This is a genomic window from Cloacibacterium rupense (genome assembly GCF_014645495.1).
GTDB classification, from domain to species: domain Bacteria; phylum Bacteroidota; class Bacteroidia; order Flavobacteriales; family Weeksellaceae; genus Cloacibacterium; species Cloacibacterium rupense.
Map to the genome: position 1 here is coordinate 808,070 of NZ_BMLV01000001.1, position 22,148 is coordinate 830,217.

The following is a 22,148-nucleotide window of genomic DNA, read 5'->3' on the forward strand; positions in this document are numbered from 1 at the left end:
TGGACAAGTAATAAAAAAGCCGGAAAGAATCCGGCTAAACTTAATATTATAAAAAAATTATTCTACAGATAATATTTCTACTGAACCTTTATTTTCATGAAACATTTTACACTTAGGTTCTATTGTAGTACTGCACTTTCCTACTCCTCTATAAGATACGGATACTCTTGCTCCATTTTGAAAACTATTTAGCATACTAGAGTTGCATACTAAGTAATCTGAATTATTATTATCAAATTTCACATAAGTTCCAGTACAGTCCTTAATTACTGTTGCACCTCTTTTAGCAGATGTGTCTGGTTTAATTGGCTGTGGCAAAGTAGTCACACAAGAAATAGCTGACATTAGGAATAAGATTCCTAAAAGTTTAAATAAATTTTTCATCGTAATATTTTTTTTGGTTGTATAAAATTACAAAAAAAAACAAATAAAAATAAAAAATATTTACAATTTCTAAATTATGACTAAGAATTTACAAAAATTCACTTACTTTTTAGGTTCATTTTTCTTTCTAATCTCACCTTCTACTTTTTTGATATTTTTGAGGTGGTCTATGATTTGTAAAGTTTCTTCTACATTCTGAATTTCTACCGGTACATCTGCTCTGGTTTTGTCCCACTCAAAAACTAGGTTTAATTTTTCATCTGTAATATCTTCGAAATTAATGGTAAAACGCTCCATTTTATCGTTCATCATTTTCACAGGAACAGTGGTAGTAGCTACATCATCTTTAGCATCATAAGTATAAGCTCCCCAATTGTTAATTCCTTTGTTTAGGATAACTTTCCATTCTTTTTCTTGTGGCACAATGTAGACAGCATACACTCCTTTCTTAACTTTTTGTCCTCCAAAAATTACATCTTGCCCAAAGGTAATTCTAGAAGCTTCATTAGCACCAGCTCTCCAAACCTGACCAAAAGGCACCAATTCTCCGAAAATTTTTCTTCCTTTCACAGCAGGTCTTCCGTATTCTACAGAAATTTTAGTTACAGAAAATTGTTGTTCTACCGCTTGTCTAGGACTTACCGCTGGTATATTGTATTGCTGAGAAAAACCAAGCATTGCTACATTTAGAAATGCGAAAAGTGAAATTCTTTTTAACATAAATATCATTTTTAAATTTTTGATAAAGATAATATTTTTTAAAACAAAAAACCTCTAAGAAATAAAATCTTAGAGGTTATCTATTAAAAACTTAGTAAAAATATTTCTTTGCTTCGCAAAAACTTTGACAAAGTAGATTTACATAGCTTCCATTTTAAAGTTCATACTTTCTATTACTTTTACCAAAGCAGCTACGGTATCCATAGAAGTGAGACATGGTACCCCATTTTCTACAGAAGTTCTTCTGATTTGGAAACCATCTCTTTCAGATTGCTTTCCAGATTTGGTGGTGTTTACTACGTATTGTACTTTTCCTTTTTGGATCAAATCAATTAAATTTACATCTTCTTCACCTATTTTATAACCAATTTTGGTTGTTATACCTCGTTCATTAAAATATTGTGCAGTTCCTTCCGTAGCCCAAATTCTGAAGCCCATATCAAACAATCTTTTTGCCAAAGCAGCCGCTTCTGGTTTATCTTTATCAGAAATGGTAAATAAAAATGCCCCATGAAGTGGAACTTTTCTACCAGCACCTACCAAACCTTTATACAAAGCTTTTTCTAAGGTTAAATCTTTACCCATTACTTCGCCCGTAGATTTCATTTCTGGGCCTAAGGTAATATCAACTTTCGTTAATTTTGAGAAAGAGAAAACCGGAACTTTTACATAAACCCCTTCCTTAATTGGAACTAACCCGTTTTCATAACCTAAATCTTTCAGTTTTGCGCCTAAAATTGCTTTTGTAGCGAGATTCGCCATAGGAACGTCCGTAATTTTCGAAAGAAATGGAACCGTTCTAGACGAACGCGGATTTACCTCAATTACATAGACCTCATCTTCGAAAAGTACATATTGAATATTCATTAACCCAATCACATTGAGACCTCTTGCTAATCTTTCTGTATATTCTATCAATTGTTGATTGGCTTTTTCAGAAATATTTTGCGGAGGATACATTGCAATACTGTCTCCAGAGTGCACTCCTGCTCTTTCGATGTGTTCCATAATTCCTGGGATCACCACCGTTTCACCATCACAAATTGCATCTACTTCTAGTTCTTTACCAATCATATATTTATCGATAAGAATAGGATGCTCTGGATTTACATCAACCGCAGTTTCCATATATCTCGCCAATTCTTCTTCGGCATATACAATTTCCATAGCTCTACCTCCCAAAACATAACTTGGTCTTACCAAAACTGGGAAACCTATTTCTCTAGCAATAACCAATGCATCTTCTTTATTGAAACAAGTGCTTCCTTTCGGTTGAGGAATACCCAATTCTTGTAACGCTTTTTCGAATTTATCACGGTTTTCAGCTCTATCTAAGTCTTCTAAAGAAGTTCCTAAAATCTGTACACCGTGCGCTGCTAATTTATCTGCAAGGTTGATAGCGGTTTGTCCGCCAAACTGAACTACTACCCCTTTTGGTTTTTCTAGCTCTATGATGTTCATTACATCTTCTTCCGTAAGAGGTTCGAAGTATAATTTATCTGAAATAGAGAAATCTGTAGAAACTGTTTCGGGATTATTATTGATGATAATCGCCTCGTAACCCATTTCTTTAATTGCCCAAACTGAGTGTACGGTTGCATAATCAAACTCCACACCTTGTCCAATTCTGATAGGACCAGAACCTAAAACAATTACTTTTTCTTTATCAGAAACAATGCTTTCATTTTCCTCTTCGTAAGAACCGTAGAAATATGGGGTTTCACTTTCAAATTCTGCGGCGCAAGTATCTACCATTTTATAGACAGGCATCACTCCGTTTTCTTTTCTGAATTTAAAAATTTCTCTGTGGTCAGTCTCCCAAAGATGTGCAATATTAATATCTGAAAAACCTAATTTTTTGGCTTGAAGTAAAACTTCTTTATTGAATTTATTCTCAGAAATTGTTTTTTCGAAATCAACTAGTTTTTTGAATTTCCAAACAAAGAATTTATCGATTTTACTCCATTCTACAATAGTTTCCCAATCATATCCTCTTCTAAGCGCATCACCTATGATAAATAATCTTTCGTCATCACATACTCTTATTCTTCTTTCAATTTCCTCTTCGGTAAGTGCAGCTGCTTGTTTAGATTTAAGACCAAAATGCTGAATACCAGTTTCTAAAGAGCGAATAGCTTTCATTAAAGATTCTTCAAAAGTTCTTCCGATGGCCATTACTTCACCCGTAGCTTTCATTTGAGTAGAAAGTCTTCTGTCACCATGCTCGAATTTATCAAAAGGAAATCTAGGAATTTTGGTTACCACATAGTCCAAAGCTGGCTCGAAACAAGCATACGTTTTACCAGTTACAGGATTTAGCATTTCGTCTAGCGTAAGACCTACTGCAATTTTTGCCGCCAATTTTGCGATAGGATAACCCGTAGCTTTACTTGCCAAAGCAGATGAACGAGAAACTCTAGGATTTACTTCAATAATATAATAATCAAAAGAATGAGGATCTAGAGCCAATTGCACATTACAACCGCCTTCTATTCCTAAAGCTCTGATAATTTTGAGGGAAGCATTTCTCAACATTTGATATTCTCTATCTGAAAGTGTCTGAGAAGGCGCTACTACAATAGAATCTCCGGTATGTACCCCAACTGGGTCTATGTTTTCCATATTACAAACCACAATAGCATTGTCATTTGCATCTCGCATTACCTCGTATTCTATTTCTTTGAAACCCGCAATTGATTTTTCAATAAGACACTGATTTACAGGACTATATTTAAGACCATTAGCGGTAATTTCTTTTAATTCTGTTTCATTATTGGCAATTCCGCCACCTGTACCTCCCATTGTAAAAGCAGGACGAACGATTACAGGATAGCCAATTTCTGCTGCAAAATTTAAAGCACCTTGCACATCATTTACAATATCAGAATCAGGCACAGGCTCATTCAATTCTCTCATCAAAGCACGGAAAAGTTCTCTATCTTCCGCTTGATTGATGGCAGAAAGTTTGGTTCCTAAAACCTCAACTCCACATTCTTCTAAAATCCCAGAATTTTGCAATTCTACTGCCATATTAAGGCCTGTTTGTCCGCCCAAAGTAGGCAAAAGCGCATCTGGTCTTTCTTTTCTGATGATATGACTTACAAAAGGTAAAGAGATAGGCTCTATGTAAACTTTATCTGCAATTTCTTTATCCGTCATAATCGTAGCAGGATTCGAATTGATCAAAATTACTTTGTAACCTTCTTCTTTAAGAGCAAGGCAAGCCTGAGTTCCTGCATAATCAAACTCTGCAGCTTGACCAATGATGATTGGCCCAGAACCAATTACAAGTATGGTTTTTATATCGTTTCTTTTCATTTTTATATTGTTGAGAACTTCGGAAATCCGAAATTCTAAGATTTATGAGTTATTTTAAAATTCTTAATTATGATTAGCTTTGAAACCCTCCATCAAATTGATAAAATCATCAAATAGATAATTCGCATCTTCAGGACCAGGGCTAGCTTCAGGATGGTACTGAACTGAGAAGCAAGGATGAATTTTGTGCCTTATCCCTTCGTTTGTCCTATCATTAAGAGCTATATGTGTAACTTCTAAATCTGTATTGGCTAGAGATTCTTCATCTATTGCATACCCGTGATTTTGAGAAGTGATGGCCACTTTATTGGTTTTTAAATCTAAAACAGGATGATTACCTCCCCTATGTCCGAATTTTAATTTGTAAGTTTTAGCACCACAAGCTAAGCCAATTAATTGGTGCCCTAAACAAATCCCAAAAATCGGAACTTTGCCTAATAAGCTTCTAATCATTTCTTGAGCATGAGGTACATCTTGCGGATCACCAGGCCCGTTAGAAAGCATAATTCCGTCTGGTTTCATGAGAAGGATTTCTTCAGCAGAAGTATCTTGAGAAACCACTATAATATCACAATTTCTTTTAGAAAGTTCTCTGATGATACCTAGCTTAGAGCCAAAATCTACCAAAACTACTTTGAAGCCTTTTCCTGGCGCAGAATATGGTGTTTTTGTAGAAACCTGCTCTACTTGATTGGTTGGAAAATTTTTAGATTTCAAATCTTGAATTACCGTTTCAGTATCTGTATCAAAACTCACAATTTTACCTTTTACTACTCCTTTATTTCTAATGATTCTAGTAAGTCTTCTAGTATCTATACCTGAAATACCGGTAAGATTTCTTTTTTTGAATAATTCGTCTAATGACATTTGACTTCTAAAATTAGAAGGGAAATCACAAAGTTCTTTTACAATAAGACCTTTAATGGCAGGCTCTATACTTTCAAAATCGTCTCTATTGATACCATAATTCCCAATTAATGGATAGGTCATGCAAACGATTTGCCCACAATAAGAAGGATCTGACATCAATTCTTGATAACCAGTCATTCCGGTATTAAAAACCACTTCACCCTCTGTTTCGTGATTTATACCGAAGCCTTCTCCCACAAAAACTTCTCCTGTTTCTAAAACTAATTTACTTTTCATTATTACTTTTAAGATTTATCTAATTTTAATTAAAAAACCTAAACAAAATTACAAAAAATTAAATTTAAAAAGATAAAAAATCTAAATAAATAAATTTAACAGTAATTTTTATATTTTTATAAATTTCTACAAATTCTATGATATAAAAAATGAGAGCATCACTCTCATTTTTTGAAATTATTTTATTTCTTCAAACTCAAATGATTGCTTTTCTAAAACGTATTTCAATATCGCCATTCTCGCATAGACGCCATTGCTCATTTGCTTGAAAATCCTACTTCTCTTACATTCTACCAAATCACCATCTATTTCTACCCCTCTATTAATAGGTGCTGGATGCATAATAATGGCATTAGGCTTCATTTTTTTCTCGCGTTCTTTTGTTAACCCGTATTTTTTGAGATATTCTGAAGCAGTTAATTTCATTTTTTCTTGATGTCTTTCGTGTTGAATTCTCAGCATCATCAACACATCTACTTCTTTTAATAAATTATCAAAAGAAAGATAAGTACCATTAACCAACATAGCTTCATCAAACCAATCTACAGGACCAGAAAAATATACTTTAGCGCCTAATCTTCTTAAAGTATCTGCATTAGAATTGGCAACTCTACTGTGTTTTACATCACCTACAATCCCAACTTTTAATCCTTTGAAATCTCCAAATTCTTGTTTAATAGTCATTAAATCTAGAATAGCTTGACTAGGATGATGCCCTACTCCGTCACCAGCGTTTACTAATGCCAATCTAGCGTCTTTTAATTCATCATAATACCTTGTTTGTTGATGGCGAATAACCGCAACATTAATACCAATTGCTTCCAGCGTTTTTATGGTATCTAGCAAAGTTTCTCCTTTATTAATTGAGCTTTTTTTCTCATCAAACTGCACAAGATGTAAACCCAATTTTTTCTCGGCAATTTCAAAACTAACTTTAGTTCTTGTACTATCTTCAAAAAATAAATTAGCAACAAAAACGTCACTTTTTGCTTTTACTACTTTTCCATTAGCAAAATCTAGAGCTTCTGAGAGAATGCCAGAAATGCTATCTGTGGATAATCTTGATAATTTAATCATAACTCAAAAAAATATAAAAAAAAACGAAGCCGATACGACTTCGTTTGATTAAAAAAATATTATTGTAACGGTTTGAAAACCGATATTTACTATAGATATGTAACCTTTTAGTTTCATTGTTGCAAATATACATATAAAGTAAATGCTTCCAAAATTTTTATAAAAAATTATTTTTCTTTAACATTTTAATTGCAAAATTAGTATATCTTTGCTAAAAAAGTATATATGAAAATTTCTTGCTGTCCAAAATGCGAAAACACAGAAATAGTAAAAAGTGGCGTTGTAAAAGGCAAACAAAGGTTTTTCTGTAGAAATTGCAACTATTATTTTACGGTTAATAAAATAGGTAAAAAGATAGATGATTACTATGTCACCAAGGCACTTCAGCTTTATCTAGAAGGCTTAAGCTTGAGAGAAATAGAGCGTATTTTGGGGATTTCACATGTAACTATAAGTTCATGGATTAAAGAATATAACATCAAGAAACCTCCACATTCAGATTTCCATGCTACATATAAGGTTTTCAAGCAGAAAGAACTAGCAGAATATATAGAAAAAGAAGAAAATTTAAAAGGAAGTGGACTCATCATTACAGAATTTGGAGACAAGTTTATGCTCATAAAATGGGAACGTTTCAAAAAATAACTATACCTATTAACAAAAATATATACAAAATTTTTATAGAGTTTTTTTTATTATCAGTTTAGCTGTGTTAAAATCACAAAAAACTGTTATAAATTATGAAGAAAACTCAACCAATCCTTACTGTAATTGCATCATTTATATTTTGCAGTATAATGTATGGACAAGAAAAACCAAAGGAATGGGATATCAATTTCTATGGCTATGCGAGAGCAGATTATATTTTCGATTCTAGAAAATCTGCTTATGTAAGAGAATACCAACTCAATCTTTACCCTCTAGATGTAGCAAAAGATGCCAACGGCGAAGACAAAAACGCAACGGGTTCTAGCAATTTTTTATCTGTAGTTTCTAGACTAGGCGTAAAATTTAAAGGACCCGACGTTTTCAAAGCTAAAATTTCTGGAAACTTAGAAGGAGATTTTTTTGGGAATACAGAAGTTAATGCTGCAGCTTCAGGAACTGGAAGCATAGGACTTTTTAGACTTAGACATGCAACCATAAAACTAGATTGGGCTAAAACATCTCTCACATTAGGGCAAACTTGGTACCCTACTTTTGTTCCAGAGGTTTTCCCAGGTGTCGCCAATTTCAACACAGGAATTATGTTTAATCCTTTTGGTTGGGCAGGTCAAATTAGACTCAGACAAAAAATATCAGAACAATTATCTTTTGACTTAGTAGCTTATAAAGATAGAGAATTCACCGCTTCTTCTGTTAGTGGAACTGCACCAAACGCACCTACTTTCAATTCTTCTGTACCAACTCTGCACGGTCAATTTCAATTCAAAAACAAAAAAATAATTGCAGGATTAGGAGCAGAATATCAATCCTTAAAACCTGTAATAGAATCTGGTGGTCTAGCTTCTGATGAAAAACTAAATTCGACTACCGTTTTTGGGTATTTCAAATACGCAAATGAAGCCATAGTAACCAAACTCTATGGTATCTCTGGAGGAAACCTTACTCACCTTGTCATGTTAGGAGGTTATGGTAGTTATGCCAATTCAAACGGAATAGATTCTTACAAACCAACCAAAACAACCGCATTTTGGGTAGATATTGCAAGTAATAAATCTAAAATCGCTCCGGGATTATTTGCTGGTTATTCTAAAAATAATGGGCTTTCTAATTCAGGCTACAAAGCATTGTATATGAGAGGACTGAATGGAACAACCCGAGCCATAGACAATGTGTGGAGAGTATCTGCAAGAGTAGATTTCAAAGAAAATAAATTTAAACTTACCCCAGAACTAGAATACACTGGTGCTACTTGGGGCGCTATGGATTCTTCTGCCAAAGTAGTTTCAGCGAAAGAAAACGTGGGAAATTTCCGTGCATTAGTAAGTGCAACTTATTCATTCTAAATAAAACAATAATTCTAAAAAACAAAATATTATTATGAGCCACCAATTTAATTCTCAAGCAGAACACGATGCGTACGTAGAAGAACGCAAAAAAAACAGTACCATCTGGAGCGTAATCATGGCTTCGTCATTAGGTACAATGATCGAATGGTATGATTTTTATATTTTCGGAAGTTTGGCAGTAGTATTATCTACTAAATTTTTCCCAGCAGATAATCCTACCGCAGCATTCTTATCTACGCTTGCAACATTTGCAGCGGGATTTGTAGTAAGACCATTCGGAGCATTATTCTTCGGAAGATTAGGCGACCTTATTGGTAGAAAATATACCTTTTTGGTAACCTTACTAATTATGGGATTTTCTACTTTTTTAATCGGTTGTATTCCTGCGTATGAAACCATAGGATTTATGGCGCCAGTTCTTGTATTATTGTTAAGATTATTACAAGGCCTAGCACTCGGTGGAGAGTATGGTGGTGCTGCAACTTATGTAGCAGAATATTCTCAGCCTAATAGACGTGGATATTGGACTTCTTGGATCCAAACTACCGCTACTATAGGACTTTTCGTTTCCTTAATTGTAATTTTAGTGACTAAATCTTCTCTGACTGCCGAAGAATTTGACAATTGGGGATGGAGAGTTCCGTTTTGGGTTTCTATTTTGATGGTAGGTGTTTCTTACATCATTAGAAAAAACATGAAAGAATCTCCACTTTTTGCAAAGGCTAAAAAGGAAGGAAAAACATCTACCAATCCATTAAAAGAATCTTTCGGAAATAAATATAATTTCAAGTTCGTATTATTGGCATTATTTGGAGCGGTAATGGGACAAGGGGTAATCTGGTACACTGGTCAGTTCTACGCCATGTCTTTTATGCAAAAAGTAATGAACTTAGATTCTGCACAAGTAGATTCTCTGATGGCAACTTCGCTTTTTGTAGCTACTCCTTTATTTATATTCTTTGGTTGGCTATCAGACAAAGTGGGTAGAAAAACCATAATGATGGCCGGGATGTTGATTGCCATATTATCTTACAGACCTATTTATGATAAAATGTTTAAACTAGGAGATTATTCTACTAAACAAGAATTAACAGAAAAAACAACCAAAGAAGCTACTGCTAAAGTACTAGAAGGCACAAAAGTAGATTCTGTCTACACGACTCAAAAGTTCTATGCAGATGGCGCTGCTTATAAAGAAATTGTTACCAAACATTTAGACAACGGAAAAATAATGCTAGATGATAAAGGCAAAGAAAAAGTAGAAACTAAAATCACCAAAACCGTAGATAGCCATACAAAATGGATGCTTGCATTCTGGGTTTTTATACAAGTAGTTTTTGTAACAATGGTTTATGGTCCTATTGCAGCATTTTTAGTTGAAATGTTCCCAATCAGAATCAGATACACTTCTATGTCTTTACCATATCACATTGGTAATGGCGTTTTCGGAGGACTATTACCAGCAGTAGCAACTTACTTAGTAACTTCTGCTAAAGATGCCGGCAATCCTGAATATTACCTGCAAGGTTTATGGTATCCAATTGTAGTTGCAGGCGTTTGTTTAATCATAGGAATGATTTATCTAGACGGAAAAGACAGAAATGTAGAAGATTAATTTGATGGGTGATGGATTTTAGATAATAGAAGTAAAAAATTTAACACTAGAAAAGCATCCTGCACCCAACTTCAATCACCCAACAAAATTTTAAAAATTTTCATTAACTTTAAAAAACAAAAAAATGGACGCAATAAAAAAAATATTAGGTATTGTTTGGCTAGCTTTGGCAGCAGCAGTAGCATACTTCGGACTTACAGTTTTAGGAATTCCTAAAATCACATCTGAAAAACAAGAAGACCTAGTTTTTGGTATTATCATCGTATTTATATTAATGCCAATTGTAGTAGGCGGATTAGCCGTTTTCGGTTGGTATTCGCTAAATGGTGAGTATTCTGCAAACAAAAAATAGATGATTATAGATGGTTGATAATTGAAGTATTCTCTTATCGACCATCTTTTTAATTAATAATTATGAAAAAAAGACACGAGCAAAAATTGGTGATTCTAAGTGTAATACTTTTTGTATTATTCAATGCACCAGTTTTGCTTTTGTTTAATAAAATTGAAAACTATTTTGGTCTTCCATTAATCTACATTTACATTTTCGGAGTTTGGTTTTTATCAGTAGTTTTTTCTTTTGTAATATTCAAAAAATTCGATGAATAATATAGAATTATTTGTAATCATTATGCTTTATTTGGCGCTTCTTTTCTTCATTGCTTTTTGGGCAGAGAAGAAAAAAAGTAATTTTTGGGCAAATAATCCTTATGTTTATTCATTATCTCTTGCGGTTTATTGCACCGCTTGGACGTATTATGGGAGCATAGGTGTAGCGGCTAACCAAGGATTAGAATATCTTGCCATCTACATTGGCCCTATCATCATTATTCCTGCTTGGATTGTCATTAATTCTAAAATTATTAGAATATCAAGAGTGAACAAAATAAGTTCTATTGCAGATTTTATTTCGTTGAGATACGGCAACAGCAGATCCTTCGGAGCTATTATTTCCGTGGTGTGTATTTTGGCGATTATACCTTATATTGGTCTTCAGATTAAAGCCATATCAGACACTTTTCACTTGGTTACCAAATCAGAAAACCCAAGTAATATTTTTACAGATACGGCAACTTATGTAGTGCTTTTAATTGCTATTTTTTCATCTTATTACGGCACTAGATATGTAGATGCATCAGAAAAAAGATTAGGAATTATCTCTGCGGTTGCGGTAGAAAGCTTCCTTAAGCTTATCTTTTTTGCCATTCTTGGGATTTTCGTAACCTACGGAATTTTCAATGGTTTTGATGATATTTATGAAAAAGCTAAGAATCTACCAGATTTCACCCAAAGAAATTCATTTAACGGTCTTGAAGGAAGTTTCAATTGGATGCTTACTTCTATGTTATCTATGACCGCTATTTTTTTATTACCAAGACAGTTCCACACGACCATTATAGAAAACCGAAAAGAAAATCATTTGAAAACTGCAATTTGGGTATTTCCTTTATACTTATTGATTTTCAATTTATTTGTATTCCCGATTGCGTGGGGAGGCAAAATTTTATTTCTTGGGCAAAATCTAAATCCAGAACTTTTCCCTATTCTTATTCCTCAAAAATTCGGAAGTATTTTAATCTCAGTCATTGTGTTTTTAGGAGGATTAAGTGCCAGTATATCTATGATTATTATTTCTAGCGTTACACTGTCTATTATGCTATCAAACAACGTAATCATTCCGTACGGTTGGATAGATACTTTCAAAACAAAAAATGATACTTTTAACAATAAGAATATTGTAAACATCAGAAAAGTAAGTATTTTTTTACTCATTATAACAGCATTTGTTTTTTACAAATATTTAATTCTAGAATCATCGCTTTTTTCTGTTGGTTTGGTTTCATTTGTATTGATTGCACAGCTTGCGCCTTCATTTTTCGGAGCTATTTTTTGGAGAAGAGGCACCTATACAGGAGCGGTAATTGGTCTTATTTTAGGAATTTTAATATGCTATATCAACCTTATTATTCCTCAGTATTTAAAGGCTATCAATCCAGAATTGGCAATCAATCAATATAGAATTTTACAATTTTTCAAAATTCCATATTTAGAAACTATTCCACAGGTTTTCTTTTGGAGTTTATTGGCAAATGCTACTGTTTTCACCATTATTTCTGTAAGTTCTAAAGGAAACTATAGAGAAAGAAACTATGCCGAAATCTATGTAGATATCAATAGATACATCCAAAATCACGAAGGCGCATACATCTGGAAAGGTAAAGCCAATGTGTCTGACATTAGAAAAATTTTAGTAAGATTTTTGGGGGATAAAAAGACGAAGCAAGCCCTCAAAATTTTTAATCTAAAATATAATATTGATGATGAAAACGACACTGCAGATTCTAGATTCATCAAATTTTCTGAAAACCTTCTCTCAGGAAGAATAGGTACAGCTTCTGCTAAAATTTTGATTGAAGGTGTAACCAAAGAAGACAAAATTTCTCTTCCTGAAGTTCTTAAAATTCTAGAAGAAAGTAAAGAAAACATTACCCTAAACAGAAAGCTTACCGAACAATCTAAACAACTGAGAAGACTCTCTGAAGACTTACAAATTGCCAATTACAGCTTAATTGAAAAAGACAAGCAAAAAGATGATTTCTTAGATTCTGTTACCCACGAACTAAGAACGCCTATTACCGCCATAAGAGCTGCTGGAGAAATCTTGCTAGATGATGATGACATACCTACCGAAATTAAAAAAGATTTTCTAGAAAATATTATTTCTGAGTCCGATAGATTAAATGAAATCATCAATGACATTCTTTACCTAGACAAACTAGAATCTGGAACGATACAACTTAACATTAATAAAAACAATATTATAGAAACCTATCACAAGGCTTTGAAACCAATTTATCATCTTTTTCATCAAAAAAACATTCATCATTCTGAAATCAATCTATTAAATGACAATGAATTCTATTATGATGAAGCCAGAATTATTCAAGTATTCCAAAACATCTTAGGAAATGCCTATAAATTCACAGAAGAAGGTGGAATGATACAAGTGAAATTTCAAGAAAAAGATAATCTCTTGAAAATTGGAATTTTCAATACAGGAAAAAAAATACCCGAAGAAGATATAGAACTTATTTTTGATAAATTTTATCAATCAAAACATCAAAATATTAGAAAACCAGTTGGTACAGGACTGGGATTGGCGATTTGTAAAAAAATTATAGACGCACACCAAGGAAAAATCTACGCAGAAAACAAAGAAATAGGCGTAACGATTAACATATTAATGAATAATGACAAAAATGAAGCAGTATGAGAAAAATTTTAATTGCAGACGATGAACACAAAATTGTGATGACGCTAGAGTACACTTTTAGAAAAAACGGCTACGAAGTTTTTATCGCAAGAGATGGCTCAGAAGTTTTAGAACTTCTGAAAGAAGAAACCCCTGATATCATTCTACTAGATATTATGATGCCCAATGTAGATGGTTACACGACAATACAAGAAATAAAAAAACAAGAAAAACTGAAAGAATGTAAAGTGGTTTTCCTTTCTGCCAAAACCAATCCTGCAGATATAGAAAAAGGATTGAGCTTGGGAGCAGACGCATACGTTACCAAACCTTATTCCATCAAAAAACTAATCCAACAGATAGATGAACTCTTAGAAACTTAACAATCATTTACATATTAACCTAAAACACCTACACAATGAAAGCGCATAAAATGTTCCTCAATAGTATTGAAAACAAGGAACTATTTTGGGCAGAACAAGCCGAAAAAATTCAATGGTTCAAAAAACCTCAAAATATTCTCTCTGAAGGAGAACACAACTACCCTATCTGGTTTGCTGATGGCGAGCTTAATGCTTGTTATATCGCCGTAGATAAACACGTAGAAGACGGATATGGAGACCAAGTAGCCTATATTTATGATTCTCCGGTTACAGAAACCATCCAGAAAATCACCTTCAAAGAATTGCAAGAAAACGTCTCGAAATTTGCTGGAGGTTTACAATCTCTAGGTCTTAAAAAAGGAGACACGGCTATTATTTATATGCCAATGATTCCTCAGGCTGCGTATGCTATGCTAGCTTGTGCCAGATTAGGTATTACACATTCTGTAGTTTTCGGAGGTTTTGCACCTCACGAATTGGCCATTAGAATAGATGATTGTAACCCAAAAGTACTCATCACTGCTAGCGCTGGTGTAGAAGTTAAAAAAAGAGTTCCATATCTTCCTTTTGTAAAAGAAGCATATGAAATGTCTGCTCATAAACCCGAAAATATAGTGGTTTTTGACCGCCAACTTTGGGGTAATAAAGTAGATTGGGAAAACGAACCTCAACTCACCAATTTTCAAGAATTGTTAGAAAAATCAGAATATGTAGATTGCGTTCCTGTAGCTTCTACGCATCCTTTGTACATTCTTTATACTTCTGGTACTACGGGCAAACCGAAAGGAGTAATTCGTGATACTGGTGGATACGCTACTGCTCTTAAATTTTCTATGAAAAATATATATGGAGTAAATGAAGGCGAAGTTTTTTGGGCTGCTTCAGATATTGGTTGGGTAGTTGGTCATAGTTTTATCATTTATGGTCCACTTTTCAATAGAAATACTTCTATCATTTACGAAGGAAAACCAATTATGACTCCAGATGCTGGTACTACTTGGCGCGTTATAGAACAGCACAAAGTTTCTGTAATGTTTACCGCTCCTACTGCAATTAGAGCCATAAAAAAAGAAGATCCAAATGGTGAATTAATTAAAAAATATGATATTTCTAGCCTTAGAACTCAATTTTTAGCTGGCGAAAGATGTGATGTAGCCACACTAGATTGGTACGAAGAAAAAGTAGGAATTACACCTATTGACCATTGGTGGCAAACAGAATCTGGCTGGCCAATGCTATCTCTAATGCCAGGTGTAGAAACTGCCGAAATAAAACGCGCATCAGCAGGAAAACCAGTTCCGGGATATGATATTAAAATTTTTGACGAAGAAGGTTATGAACTAGAACCACACCACGAAGGTTATTTGGTGATAAAACTTCCGCTTCCTCCAGGTGCTTTACTAGGAATTTGGGGAGATTATGAAAGATTTCATTACGGATATTTGGCAAAATTCCCGGGTTATTATTTCTCTGGTGATGGCGCTATTAAAGATGAAGAAGGTTATGTTTTCATTTCGGGAAGAGTAGATGATATCATTAATGTAGCTGGTCACAGGTTATCTACCGCAGAAATGGAAGAAGCAGTTTCTGGGCACAAAGATGTAGCAGAATGCTGTGTAGTAGGTATAGATGATGATTTAAAAGGTCAAATTCCTTTCGGATTGGCAGTTCTAAAATCTGGAGTTGAAATTACAGAAGAAAATCTAGAAAAAGAAGTGGTAGCATTGGTAAGAGAAAAAATAGGTGCTGTAGCTTGCCTCAGAAATATTGTTGTGGTAAAAAGATTACCAAAAACCAGAAGCGGAAAAATATTGAGAAAACTCATCAGAACAATGCTAGATGGTAAAGAGTTCCAAATTCCTTCTACCATAGATGACGAAACAATTATTACAGAATTAGAAGAAAAATTTTTAGAATACCGAAAATAAATTGAATTTAAAAATATAAAAATAATTATGAAAAATTACGTAATAGACAATCTACCAGACTATTTTAAACAATACAAAAAATCCATCAAAGACCCAAAAAAATTCTGGGACAAAATAGCTGATGAAAATTTTGTATGGTATCAAAGGTGGAACAAAGTAGTAAAATTCGATATGGAAGAAGCCAAAATCGAATGGTTTAAAGGGGCTAAACTCAATATTACTAAAAACTGTCTAGACAGACACCTTAACTTAAGAGGTGATAAAACTGCAATCATTTGGGAACCTAATAATCCTAATGAAGAAGCACAGCATATTTCTTATAAAGAACTCCACGAAAGAGTTTGCAAAATGGCAAATGTACTTACAGAATTGGGCATCAAAAAAGGGGATAGAGTTTGTATTTATCTTCCTATGATCCCAGAATTGGCAGTTACGATGTTGGCTTGTGCCAAAATGGGAGCCGTGCATTCAGTAATTTTTGCAGGATTTTCTGCTTCTGCGGTTGCTTCTAGAGTAAATGATTGCGAAGCGAAAATGATAATCACTTCAGACGGAAGCTACAGAGGAAATAAAGCCATAGACTTAAAAGGAATTATAGACGAAGCTGCTGAAAAATGCCCAACTGTAGAAAAAGTTTTAGTGGTAAAAAGAACCAATACTGAAATCAAAATTAAAGAAGGTAGAGATTTCTTGTTAGATGATTTCTATCCTAAAGCTTCTGCTGATTTTGTAACCAAAATTATGGATGCCGAAGATCCATTATTTATCTTATACACATCTGGTTCAACTGGTAAACCCAAAGGAATGCTTCACACTACAGCTGGCTATATGGTTTACACGGCTTACACCTTCAAGAATGTATTCAATTATAGAGAAAATGACATCTATTGGTGTACTGCAGATATTGGTTGGATTACTGGTCATTCTTATATTCTGTACGGACCACTTTTAAACGGAGCAACTACTGTAATTTTTGAAGGAGTGCCAACTTATCCTGAACCTGATAGATTCTGGGCTGTGATAGAAAAACATAAAGTTAACCAATTCTACACTGCACCTACTGCTATTCGTTCTTTGGCTAAAGAATCTTCAGAATGGGTAGAAAAACATGATTTATCTAGCCTTAGAGTCATAGGTTCTGTAGGTGAACCAATTAATGATGAAGCTTGGCATTGGTATAACGACCACGTTGGTAAGAAAAAAAGCCCAATTGTAGATACTTGGTGGCAAACCGAAACTGGTGGAATTATGATTTCTCCGCTTCCATTTGTTACGCCTACTAAACCTACTTATGCTACGCTTCCATTGCCAGGAATTCAGCCCGTTTTAATGGATGAGAAGCGTAACGAAATTACAGGAAACCAAGTAGATGGTGCTCTTTGCATCAGATTTCCTTGGCCAGGAATTGCTAGAACCATTTGGGGAGACCACCAAAGATATAAAGAAACTTATTTCACGGCATTTCCGGGTAAATATTTTACAGGAGATGGCGCTCTAAGAGATGAAGTAGGCTACTACAGAATTACAGGTAGAATGGATGATGTAATCATTGTTTCTGGTCACAATCTAGGAACTGCGCCTATAGAAGACAGTATCAACTTGCACCCAGCAGTAGCAGAATCTGCGATTGTAGGATTCCCACATGATATTAAGGGTAATGCACTTTATGGTTTCGTCATTCTAAAAGAATCTGGCGAAGACCGAGATAAAGAAAATTTGAAAAAAGAAATCAATATGCTGATTTCTGATACCATAGGTCCTATTGCTAAATTAGATAAAATACAGTTTGTTTCTGGATTGCCAAAAACACGTTCTGGTAAAATTATGCGTAGAATTTTAAGAAAAATTGCAGAAGGAGATTTCAGTAATTTCGGAGATACTACTACGCTTCTAAACCCTGAAATTGTAGATGAAATTAAAAATGAAAGAATCTAAATTATAAAATTGTTAATTTAAATTGATTGAAAACCTCACAAAAAGTGAGGTTTTTTTGTAAAAATCATCTAACAAAAAAACCAGCGAAAAAATCCGCTGGTTTTAGTTTTTATATGGTTAATAATCTTAGTTATAACCAGGATTTTGAACCAATTTGGTGTTTACTTGCATTTCTCTCAATGGAATTGGGAAAACTAGTTTGTCTGAATCCCAAGTCCAAGAACCTGTTCCTAAAACTCCTTTGGTACGCTTAATATCATGTACTAAAAATCCTTCAAAGCCTAATTCTCTTCTTCTTTCTAGTAAAATATCGTTTAAAGTAACAGAACTAAGAGTAGATGCGCCAGACCTTGTTCTTACAAGATTTACGTCATCACTTGGAGTAGCTCCTATAGAAGTTCCTTCTTTTAAATTAGCTTCTGCTCTTATCAAATACATTTCTGCTAATCTTACCACGTGAATATTACCAAATTGATTGATAAATTTACTTGTAAGTCTATCATCATAGATATTAAAATGAAAGAAAGATCTTCTAACATCAGCTGATTCAAAAAGTGCAGTATAACTACTTCTTACAGCAATATCACCACCTCTACCACCATAAATATCATCTGCATAGAATAAATTTAAGTCATTAAATCCTGATTGAGATGTGATATGTAGAGCAAAAACATCTTCTGATGTATTTTCGTTGGTATTAAATGCTTTCGTATAATCAGAAACTAAAGAATAACCTCCGTTTTCTATAACATCATTGGCGAAATCTCTTGCATTTTTAGTATCTCCTTTTTGAAGATAAACTCTAGCTAAAAGTGCCTTAGCAGCATTCTTATCTGCATAATAAGAATTAGAAGTAGGCAATTTACTTACCGCTTCGGTTAGGTCTTTTATGATTTGAGAATATACTTCTTCTACAGTATTTCTAGCTACATTAAGGTCTTTAGTAAAATCTACTTTGCTAGAAAGCATAATAGGTACGGCAAGTTGAGTATTTGTTTTACCGGCTTCATATGTTTTACCATATAGTTTAACTAGTTCATAGTAGCTAAAAGCTCTTAAAAACTTAGCTTCCCCTTCAATTCTAGCTTTATCAGAAGCATCTGTAACTACTGCTAAATTATCTATAATAGTATTGGTTTGGAAAATTAGTTTATAAGCTGTAGCCCAAGTATTTTCTACATATGAATTGTCAGAAGTTATGGTTTTACCATTCATTTGTCTCAATTGAGAATATGTGCCGTACCAATTCACATAATTAGAACTGCTAACGTTGTTCCCAAGAAGATCAGCATAAATCTGAGTTCTTCCACCTAACATATAGCTATCTAGTAATAGACCGTAACTACCTACCAATATATTCTGAATATTTTCTGGAGTAGAAACTGCTTTGTCTGTAGAAATACTTTGTGCTGGGTCTATATCTAATTCTTTGTCGCACGAATTCATCAAGAAAACGACTGAAAGACCTAATAATAAATATTTTATATTTTTCATTTTTTTTAAAATTTAGAAATTAACGTTTACACCAAAAGTTACTGTTTTAGCTGGAGGTGCAGAGTAGAAAGTAGAACCACCACCACCTCTAGAAGTATCTGATCTAGATTCTGGATCGTATCCGTTTTTATAATTAGTAAAGGTAAGCGCATTAATAGCAGAAACATAGATTCTTAGTTTACTTACTCCTATAGATTCCATAAGACCTTTATTAAAGGTATAACCTAAACTGATATTTCTCAATCTCACAAAATCACTTTTTTCTAAATATCTTGTAGATTCTTGAGTTCCGTTTGCTCCATCTAGCCTTGCTTGTGGCACCATTGTGATATCACCAGGATTTTGCCAACGGTTCATTTGGTCTTTAGTTTGGTTATCAAACCAATCACCACTTGTAGATTGGAATCTTCCTGCTGCATTATAAATACTAGCTCCAAATTCACCTTGGAAAGTAAATGAAAAATCAAAATTTCTATACTCGATATTATTGGTAATACCTCCAATCCAAGTTGGTGCAGAGTTTCCAGCAATTACTCTACTCGCTTCTGAGTAGTCATTTGTAGTAGATCTGTCTCTAGAACCATCTGCTAAAAGTGTGTTTTTATAAAACAAAGCATCACCATTTGCTGGATCTACTCCTGCGTATTCTACTAAATAGAATGAATCTAGTCTTTCTCCTACTCTTCTAATTACAAAACCATTAACAATATCTTGGTTACCATTTGGCAACGAAACTACTTTATTGTCATTGTTTGCAATGTTGAAACTTGTATCCCAAGAGAAGTTTTCTTTAACAACGTTTCTAGTATTTAAAATAAATTCAAAACCTTTGTTGCTTAGGTCTCCAATATTTCTATAGATATTAGAATATCCTGTAGTATATGGTACATTTTGGTAGAAAAGCAATCCATTGGTTTTTTTGTTGTAATAGTCTATTTCCCCAGAAATTCTATTTTTGAATAACCCAAAATCTAAACCTAAGTCAAATTGTGAAGATTTTTCCCAAGTCAAATCATCATTACCCGGTTGAGAAGAGATAAATCCTGGAATTTGTTTGTAGTTATTAACTCCCCATAAATCTCTAGAAGCGAAGTTACCAATTTCTGCATTACCAGTTTCACCCCAGCTAGCTCTTAACTTTAATAAAGAAATAGTATTAGAAGTAGATAAGAAATTTTCTTTAGAAATTACCCAACCTGCAGAAAATGCTGGAAAGATACCATATCTATTGTTAACACCAAATCTAGAAGAACCATCTCTTCTAATTGAAGCTTTCAAAAGGTATTTACCTTCGAAATCATAGTTGATTCTTCCGAATAAAGAGTAAAATGCATATTCAGTAACGTTTCCAGAACCAGCATTTACTTCACCAGCACTATCTATATTTTGAAAATCATCAGAAGGGAATCTAATACCTGTAACGCTGGTATATTCTCTAGTATTTTTGTTGTATTCCATACCTGCAACTGTGGTTACATGATGACTTCCTAGATTAAGATTATAGGTTAAATAATTTGAGAAAATAATGTTTTCTGAATCTACATTAGAGTTAAAGGCATATCCATCGGTTGACATAAACGGATATTTTCTACCTTGGTATTCTTTTTCTTTTTGAGAATAATAATCATATCCAAAATCAGAATTGAATGCTAAGTCTTTAATTATTTTGTATTCACCAAAAACTTTACCAGTAACTCTTTTTATATTGGTCTTATAAGTACCGTATTTATCAGCTAGTAAGAAGTTTACATAAGTAGTACCAGCAAAAGGTTCACCATTTACAAAAGCAGGCGAAATAGGTGCTAATGCTACCGCTTGCATAGGTGTGGTAAATTGGTTGTCATTAGAAACCCTTTCTATGCTTGTTCTAGAAAAACCTAAGTTCAATCCCAATTTAAGTTTATTGGTAACCTGTGCACTTACATTTAATCTAGCTGTATTTCTATCCATGTCGTTTTTTCTAATAATACCTTCGGTATCGTTATTAGAAGCTGTAAACATGTAGTTATACTTTTCATCACCTCCAGAAACTGTAAAGTCTGCATCTCTTACAGAACCTGTTCTGAAAATGTAATCATGCCAATCTGTATTAATTTCTCCATTTCTCCAGTCAGTATTGTTAGAATATCTATCTAATCTACCTATTACAAAAGGCTCATCACCCACGTTTCTTCCTGCTTCTAAAAATAGTTCAACATATTCTTTAGCATTCAACCACTCTACTTTGTTTGTAGGAGCACTAAAACCTTGAGATAAATTTAAACTTAATCTTGGTTTTCCTTTTTTACCTGTCTTGGTAGTGATTAATACCACCCCGTTACTACCTCTAGAACCATAAATAGCAGCCGAAGATGCATCTTTTAGAATTTCTATAGATTCAATTTCAGTGGCACTTAATGAAATTAATGGGTTTACAGCAGCTCCGTTGGTAGATTCATTTCTATTAATCATAGGAATCCCATCAATTACATAAAGAGGATCTGTTCCTGCACTTATACTTGCAGCCCCTCTTACGTTGATATTGAAACCTGATTCTAATTTACCATTGGTTTGTGTAACTCTTACCCCCGCTGCTTTACCTACAATGGTATTTTGGAAATTCGCGTTTGGAATTTCTTTAATAGACTCTGAACTGATTTTTGCAACATTATCAGTGAGTTTTGCTTTAGTAGATTTTCCATAACCTACAACTATTACCTCATCTATTTTTTTCTCAGCAGCAATGGTGTCTTTTTTTTGACCATAAACACCTACTCCTATGAAAAATAATGACGCAACAGATACTTTAAGTACGTTTTTTCTCATATCAAATTAAATTTTTTCAATATTAGTAATAAATTTATTTTTAACAAAATTTTAACAGTAAAATCTAAATCACTAGAA

16 protein-coding genes are annotated in these 22,148 nt (G+C 33.6%); 9 read left to right on the forward strand and 7 right to left on the reverse strand.

The features are described from left to right. Positions 1-57: 57 nt before the first annotated feature. The 5 genes from IEW40_RS03515 to IEW40_RS03535 all read right to left on the reverse strand — a co-directional run bounded on the left by IEW40_RS03515 (position 58) and on the right by IEW40_RS03535 (position 6,645). Positions 58-384 (reverse strand): hypothetical protein, encoded by a 327-nt coding sequence (locus IEW40_RS03515; protein WP_188616694.1) that lies wholly within the window; start codon positions 382-384, stop codon positions 58-60. Between the two features lie 102 nt (positions 385-486). Then, positions 487-1,104: a DUF2911 domain-containing protein gene (locus IEW40_RS03520; RefSeq protein WP_188616695.1), complete on the reverse strand. Its 618-nt coding sequence runs from the start codon at positions 1,102-1,104 to the stop codon at positions 487-489. Positions 1,105-1,242: 138 nt separating this feature from the next. Next, complete coding sequence (gene carB, locus IEW40_RS03525) at positions 1,243-4,422, reverse strand: carbamoyl-phosphate synthase large subunit (RefSeq protein ID WP_188616696.1); 3,180 nt, start codon at positions 4,420-4,422, stop codon at positions 1,243-1,245. Between the two features lie 63 nt (positions 4,423-4,485). After that, positions 4,486-5,568 carry a glutamine-hydrolyzing carbamoyl-phosphate synthase small subunit gene (carA, locus tag IEW40_RS03530; protein ID WP_188616697.1) on the reverse strand — a complete coding sequence of 361 codons (1,083 nt, stop codon included), beginning with the start codon at positions 5,566-5,568 and terminating at the stop codon, positions 4,486-4,488. A gap of 177 nt (positions 5,569-5,745) precedes the next feature. Next, positions 5,746-6,645, reverse strand: coding sequence for an aspartate carbamoyltransferase catalytic subunit (locus tag IEW40_RS03535; protein WP_188616698.1), 900 nt, complete (start codon positions 6,643-6,645; stop codon positions 5,746-5,748). Positions 6,646-6,870: 225 nt separating this feature from the next. Here IEW40_RS03535 and IEW40_RS03540 point away from each other — a divergent pair, with 225 nt between their 5' ends. The 9 genes from IEW40_RS03540 to acs all read left to right on the forward strand — a co-directional run bounded on the left by IEW40_RS03540 (position 6,871) and on the right by acs (position 17,771). After that, positions 6,871-7,290: an IS1/IS1595 family N-terminal zinc-binding domain-containing protein gene (locus IEW40_RS03540; protein WP_188616699.1), complete on the forward strand. Its 420-nt coding sequence runs from the start codon at positions 6,871-6,873 to the stop codon at positions 7,288-7,290. Positions 7,291-7,385: 95 nt separating this feature from the next. After that, the gene (locus IEW40_RS03545; RefSeq protein WP_188616700.1) at positions 7,386-8,654 is read left to right on the forward strand and encodes a DcaP family trimeric outer membrane transporter; all 1,269 of its coding nucleotides are present in this window, start codon (positions 7,386-7,388) and stop codon (positions 8,652-8,654) included. A 34-nt stretch (positions 8,655-8,688) separates the two neighbouring features. Further along, complete coding sequence (locus IEW40_RS03550) at positions 8,689-10,272, forward strand: MFS transporter (protein ID WP_188616701.1); 1,584 nt, start codon at positions 8,689-8,691, stop codon at positions 10,270-10,272. Positions 10,273-10,396: 124 nt separating this feature from the next. Further along, complete coding sequence (locus tag IEW40_RS03555; RefSeq protein WP_188616702.1) at positions 10,397-10,624, forward strand: DUF6814 family protein; 228 nt, start codon at positions 10,397-10,399, stop codon at positions 10,622-10,624. 62 nt (positions 10,625-10,686) lie between these two features. Next, positions 10,687-10,881: a hypothetical protein gene (locus tag IEW40_RS03560; protein ID WP_188616703.1), complete on the forward strand. Its 195-nt coding sequence runs from the start codon at positions 10,687-10,689 to the stop codon at positions 10,879-10,881. Beyond that, on the forward strand, positions 10,874-13,546 hold the full coding sequence (locus IEW40_RS03565) for an ATP-binding protein (protein WP_188616704.1): 2,673 nt from the start codon (positions 10,874-10,876) through the stop codon (positions 13,544-13,546). Before IEW40_RS03560 ends, IEW40_RS03565 begins: the two co-directional genes overlap by 8 nt. Further along, entirely contained in the window at positions 13,543-13,908 is a 366-nt protein-coding gene (locus IEW40_RS03570) for a response regulator transcription factor (protein ID WP_188616705.1), read from the forward strand. Before IEW40_RS03565 ends, IEW40_RS03570 begins: the two co-directional genes overlap by 4 nt. A gap of 35 nt (positions 13,909-13,943) precedes the next feature. Beyond that, on the forward strand, positions 13,944-15,836 hold the full coding sequence (locus tag IEW40_RS03575) for an acetate--CoA ligase (RefSeq protein WP_188616706.1): 1,893 nt from the start codon (positions 13,944-13,946) through the stop codon (positions 15,834-15,836). A gap of 27 nt (positions 15,837-15,863) precedes the next feature. Continuing rightward, positions 15,864-17,771, forward strand: a complete 1,908-nt coding sequence (gene acs, locus IEW40_RS03580; protein ID WP_188616707.1) for an acetate--CoA ligase — start codon at positions 15,864-15,866, stop codon at positions 17,769-17,771. Between the two features lie 126 nt (positions 17,772-17,897). Here acs and IEW40_RS03585 read toward each other — a convergent pair whose 3' ends face one another. Then, a complete protein-coding gene (locus tag IEW40_RS03585; RefSeq protein WP_188616708.1) occupies positions 17,898-19,265 on the reverse strand; it encodes a RagB/SusD family nutrient uptake outer membrane protein in 1,368 nt (455 codons plus the stop codon). A 12-nt stretch (positions 19,266-19,277) separates the two neighbouring features. Beyond that, positions 19,278-22,070, reverse strand: a complete 2,793-nt coding sequence (locus IEW40_RS03590) for a SusC/RagA family TonB-linked outer membrane protein (protein WP_188616709.1) — start codon at positions 22,068-22,070, stop codon at positions 19,278-19,280. Positions 22,071-22,148 lie beyond the last annotated feature (78 nt).

Excerpts from the sequence above, each read along its gene's own strand:
- carA (WP_188616697.1), bottom strand. The coding sequence starts at position 5,568 with ATGAAAAGTAAATTAGTTTTAGAAACAGGAGAAGTTTTTGTGGGAGAA.
- IEW40_RS03515 (WP_188616694.1), bottom strand. The coding sequence starts at position 384 with ATGAAAAATTTATTTAAACTTTTAGGAATCTTATTCCTAATGTCAGCT.
- carB (WP_188616696.1), bottom strand. The coding sequence starts at position 4,422 with ATGAAAAGAAACGATATAAAAACCATACTTGTAATTGGTTCTGGGCCA.
- IEW40_RS03545 (WP_188616700.1), top strand. The coding sequence starts at position 7,386 with ATGAAGAAAACTCAACCAATCCTTACTGTAATTGCATCATTTATATTT.
- IEW40_RS03565 (WP_188616704.1), top strand. The coding sequence starts at position 10,874 with ATGAATAATATAGAATTATTTGTAATCATTATGCTTTATTTGGCGCTT.
- acs (WP_188616707.1), top strand. The coding sequence starts at position 15,864 with ATGAAAAATTACGTAATAGACAATCTACCAGACTATTTTAAACAATAC.
- IEW40_RS03560 (WP_188616703.1), top strand. The coding sequence starts at position 10,687 with ATGAAAAAAAGACACGAGCAAAAATTGGTGATTCTAAGTGTAATACTT.
- IEW40_RS03590 (WP_188616709.1), bottom strand. The coding sequence starts at position 22,070 with ATGAGAAAAAACGTACTTAAAGTATCTGTTGCGTCATTATTTTTCATA.
- IEW40_RS03520 (WP_188616695.1), bottom strand. The coding sequence starts at position 1,104 with ATGTTAAAAAGAATTTCACTTTTCGCATTTCTAAATGTAGCAATGCTT.
- IEW40_RS03540 (WP_188616699.1), top strand. The coding sequence starts at position 6,871 with ATGAAAATTTCTTGCTGTCCAAAATGCGAAAACACAGAAATAGTAAAA.
- IEW40_RS03550 (WP_188616701.1), top strand. The coding sequence starts at position 8,689 with ATGAGCCACCAATTTAATTCTCAAGCAGAACACGATGCGTACGTAGAA.
- IEW40_RS03570 (WP_188616705.1), top strand. The coding sequence starts at position 13,543 with ATGAGAAAAATTTTAATTGCAGACGATGAACACAAAATTGTGATGACG.
- IEW40_RS03575 (WP_188616706.1), top strand. The coding sequence starts at position 13,944 with ATGAAAGCGCATAAAATGTTCCTCAATAGTATTGAAAACAAGGAACTA.
- IEW40_RS03535 (WP_188616698.1), bottom strand. The coding sequence starts at position 6,645 with ATGATTAAATTATCAAGATTATCCACAGATAGCATTTCTGGCATTCTC.
- IEW40_RS03585 (WP_188616708.1), bottom strand. The coding sequence starts at position 19,265 with ATGAAAAATATAAAATATTTATTATTAGGTCTTTCAGTCGTTTTCTTG.
- IEW40_RS03555 (WP_188616702.1), top strand. The coding sequence starts at position 10,397 with ATGGACGCAATAAAAAAAATATTAGGTATTGTTTGGCTAGCTTTGGCA.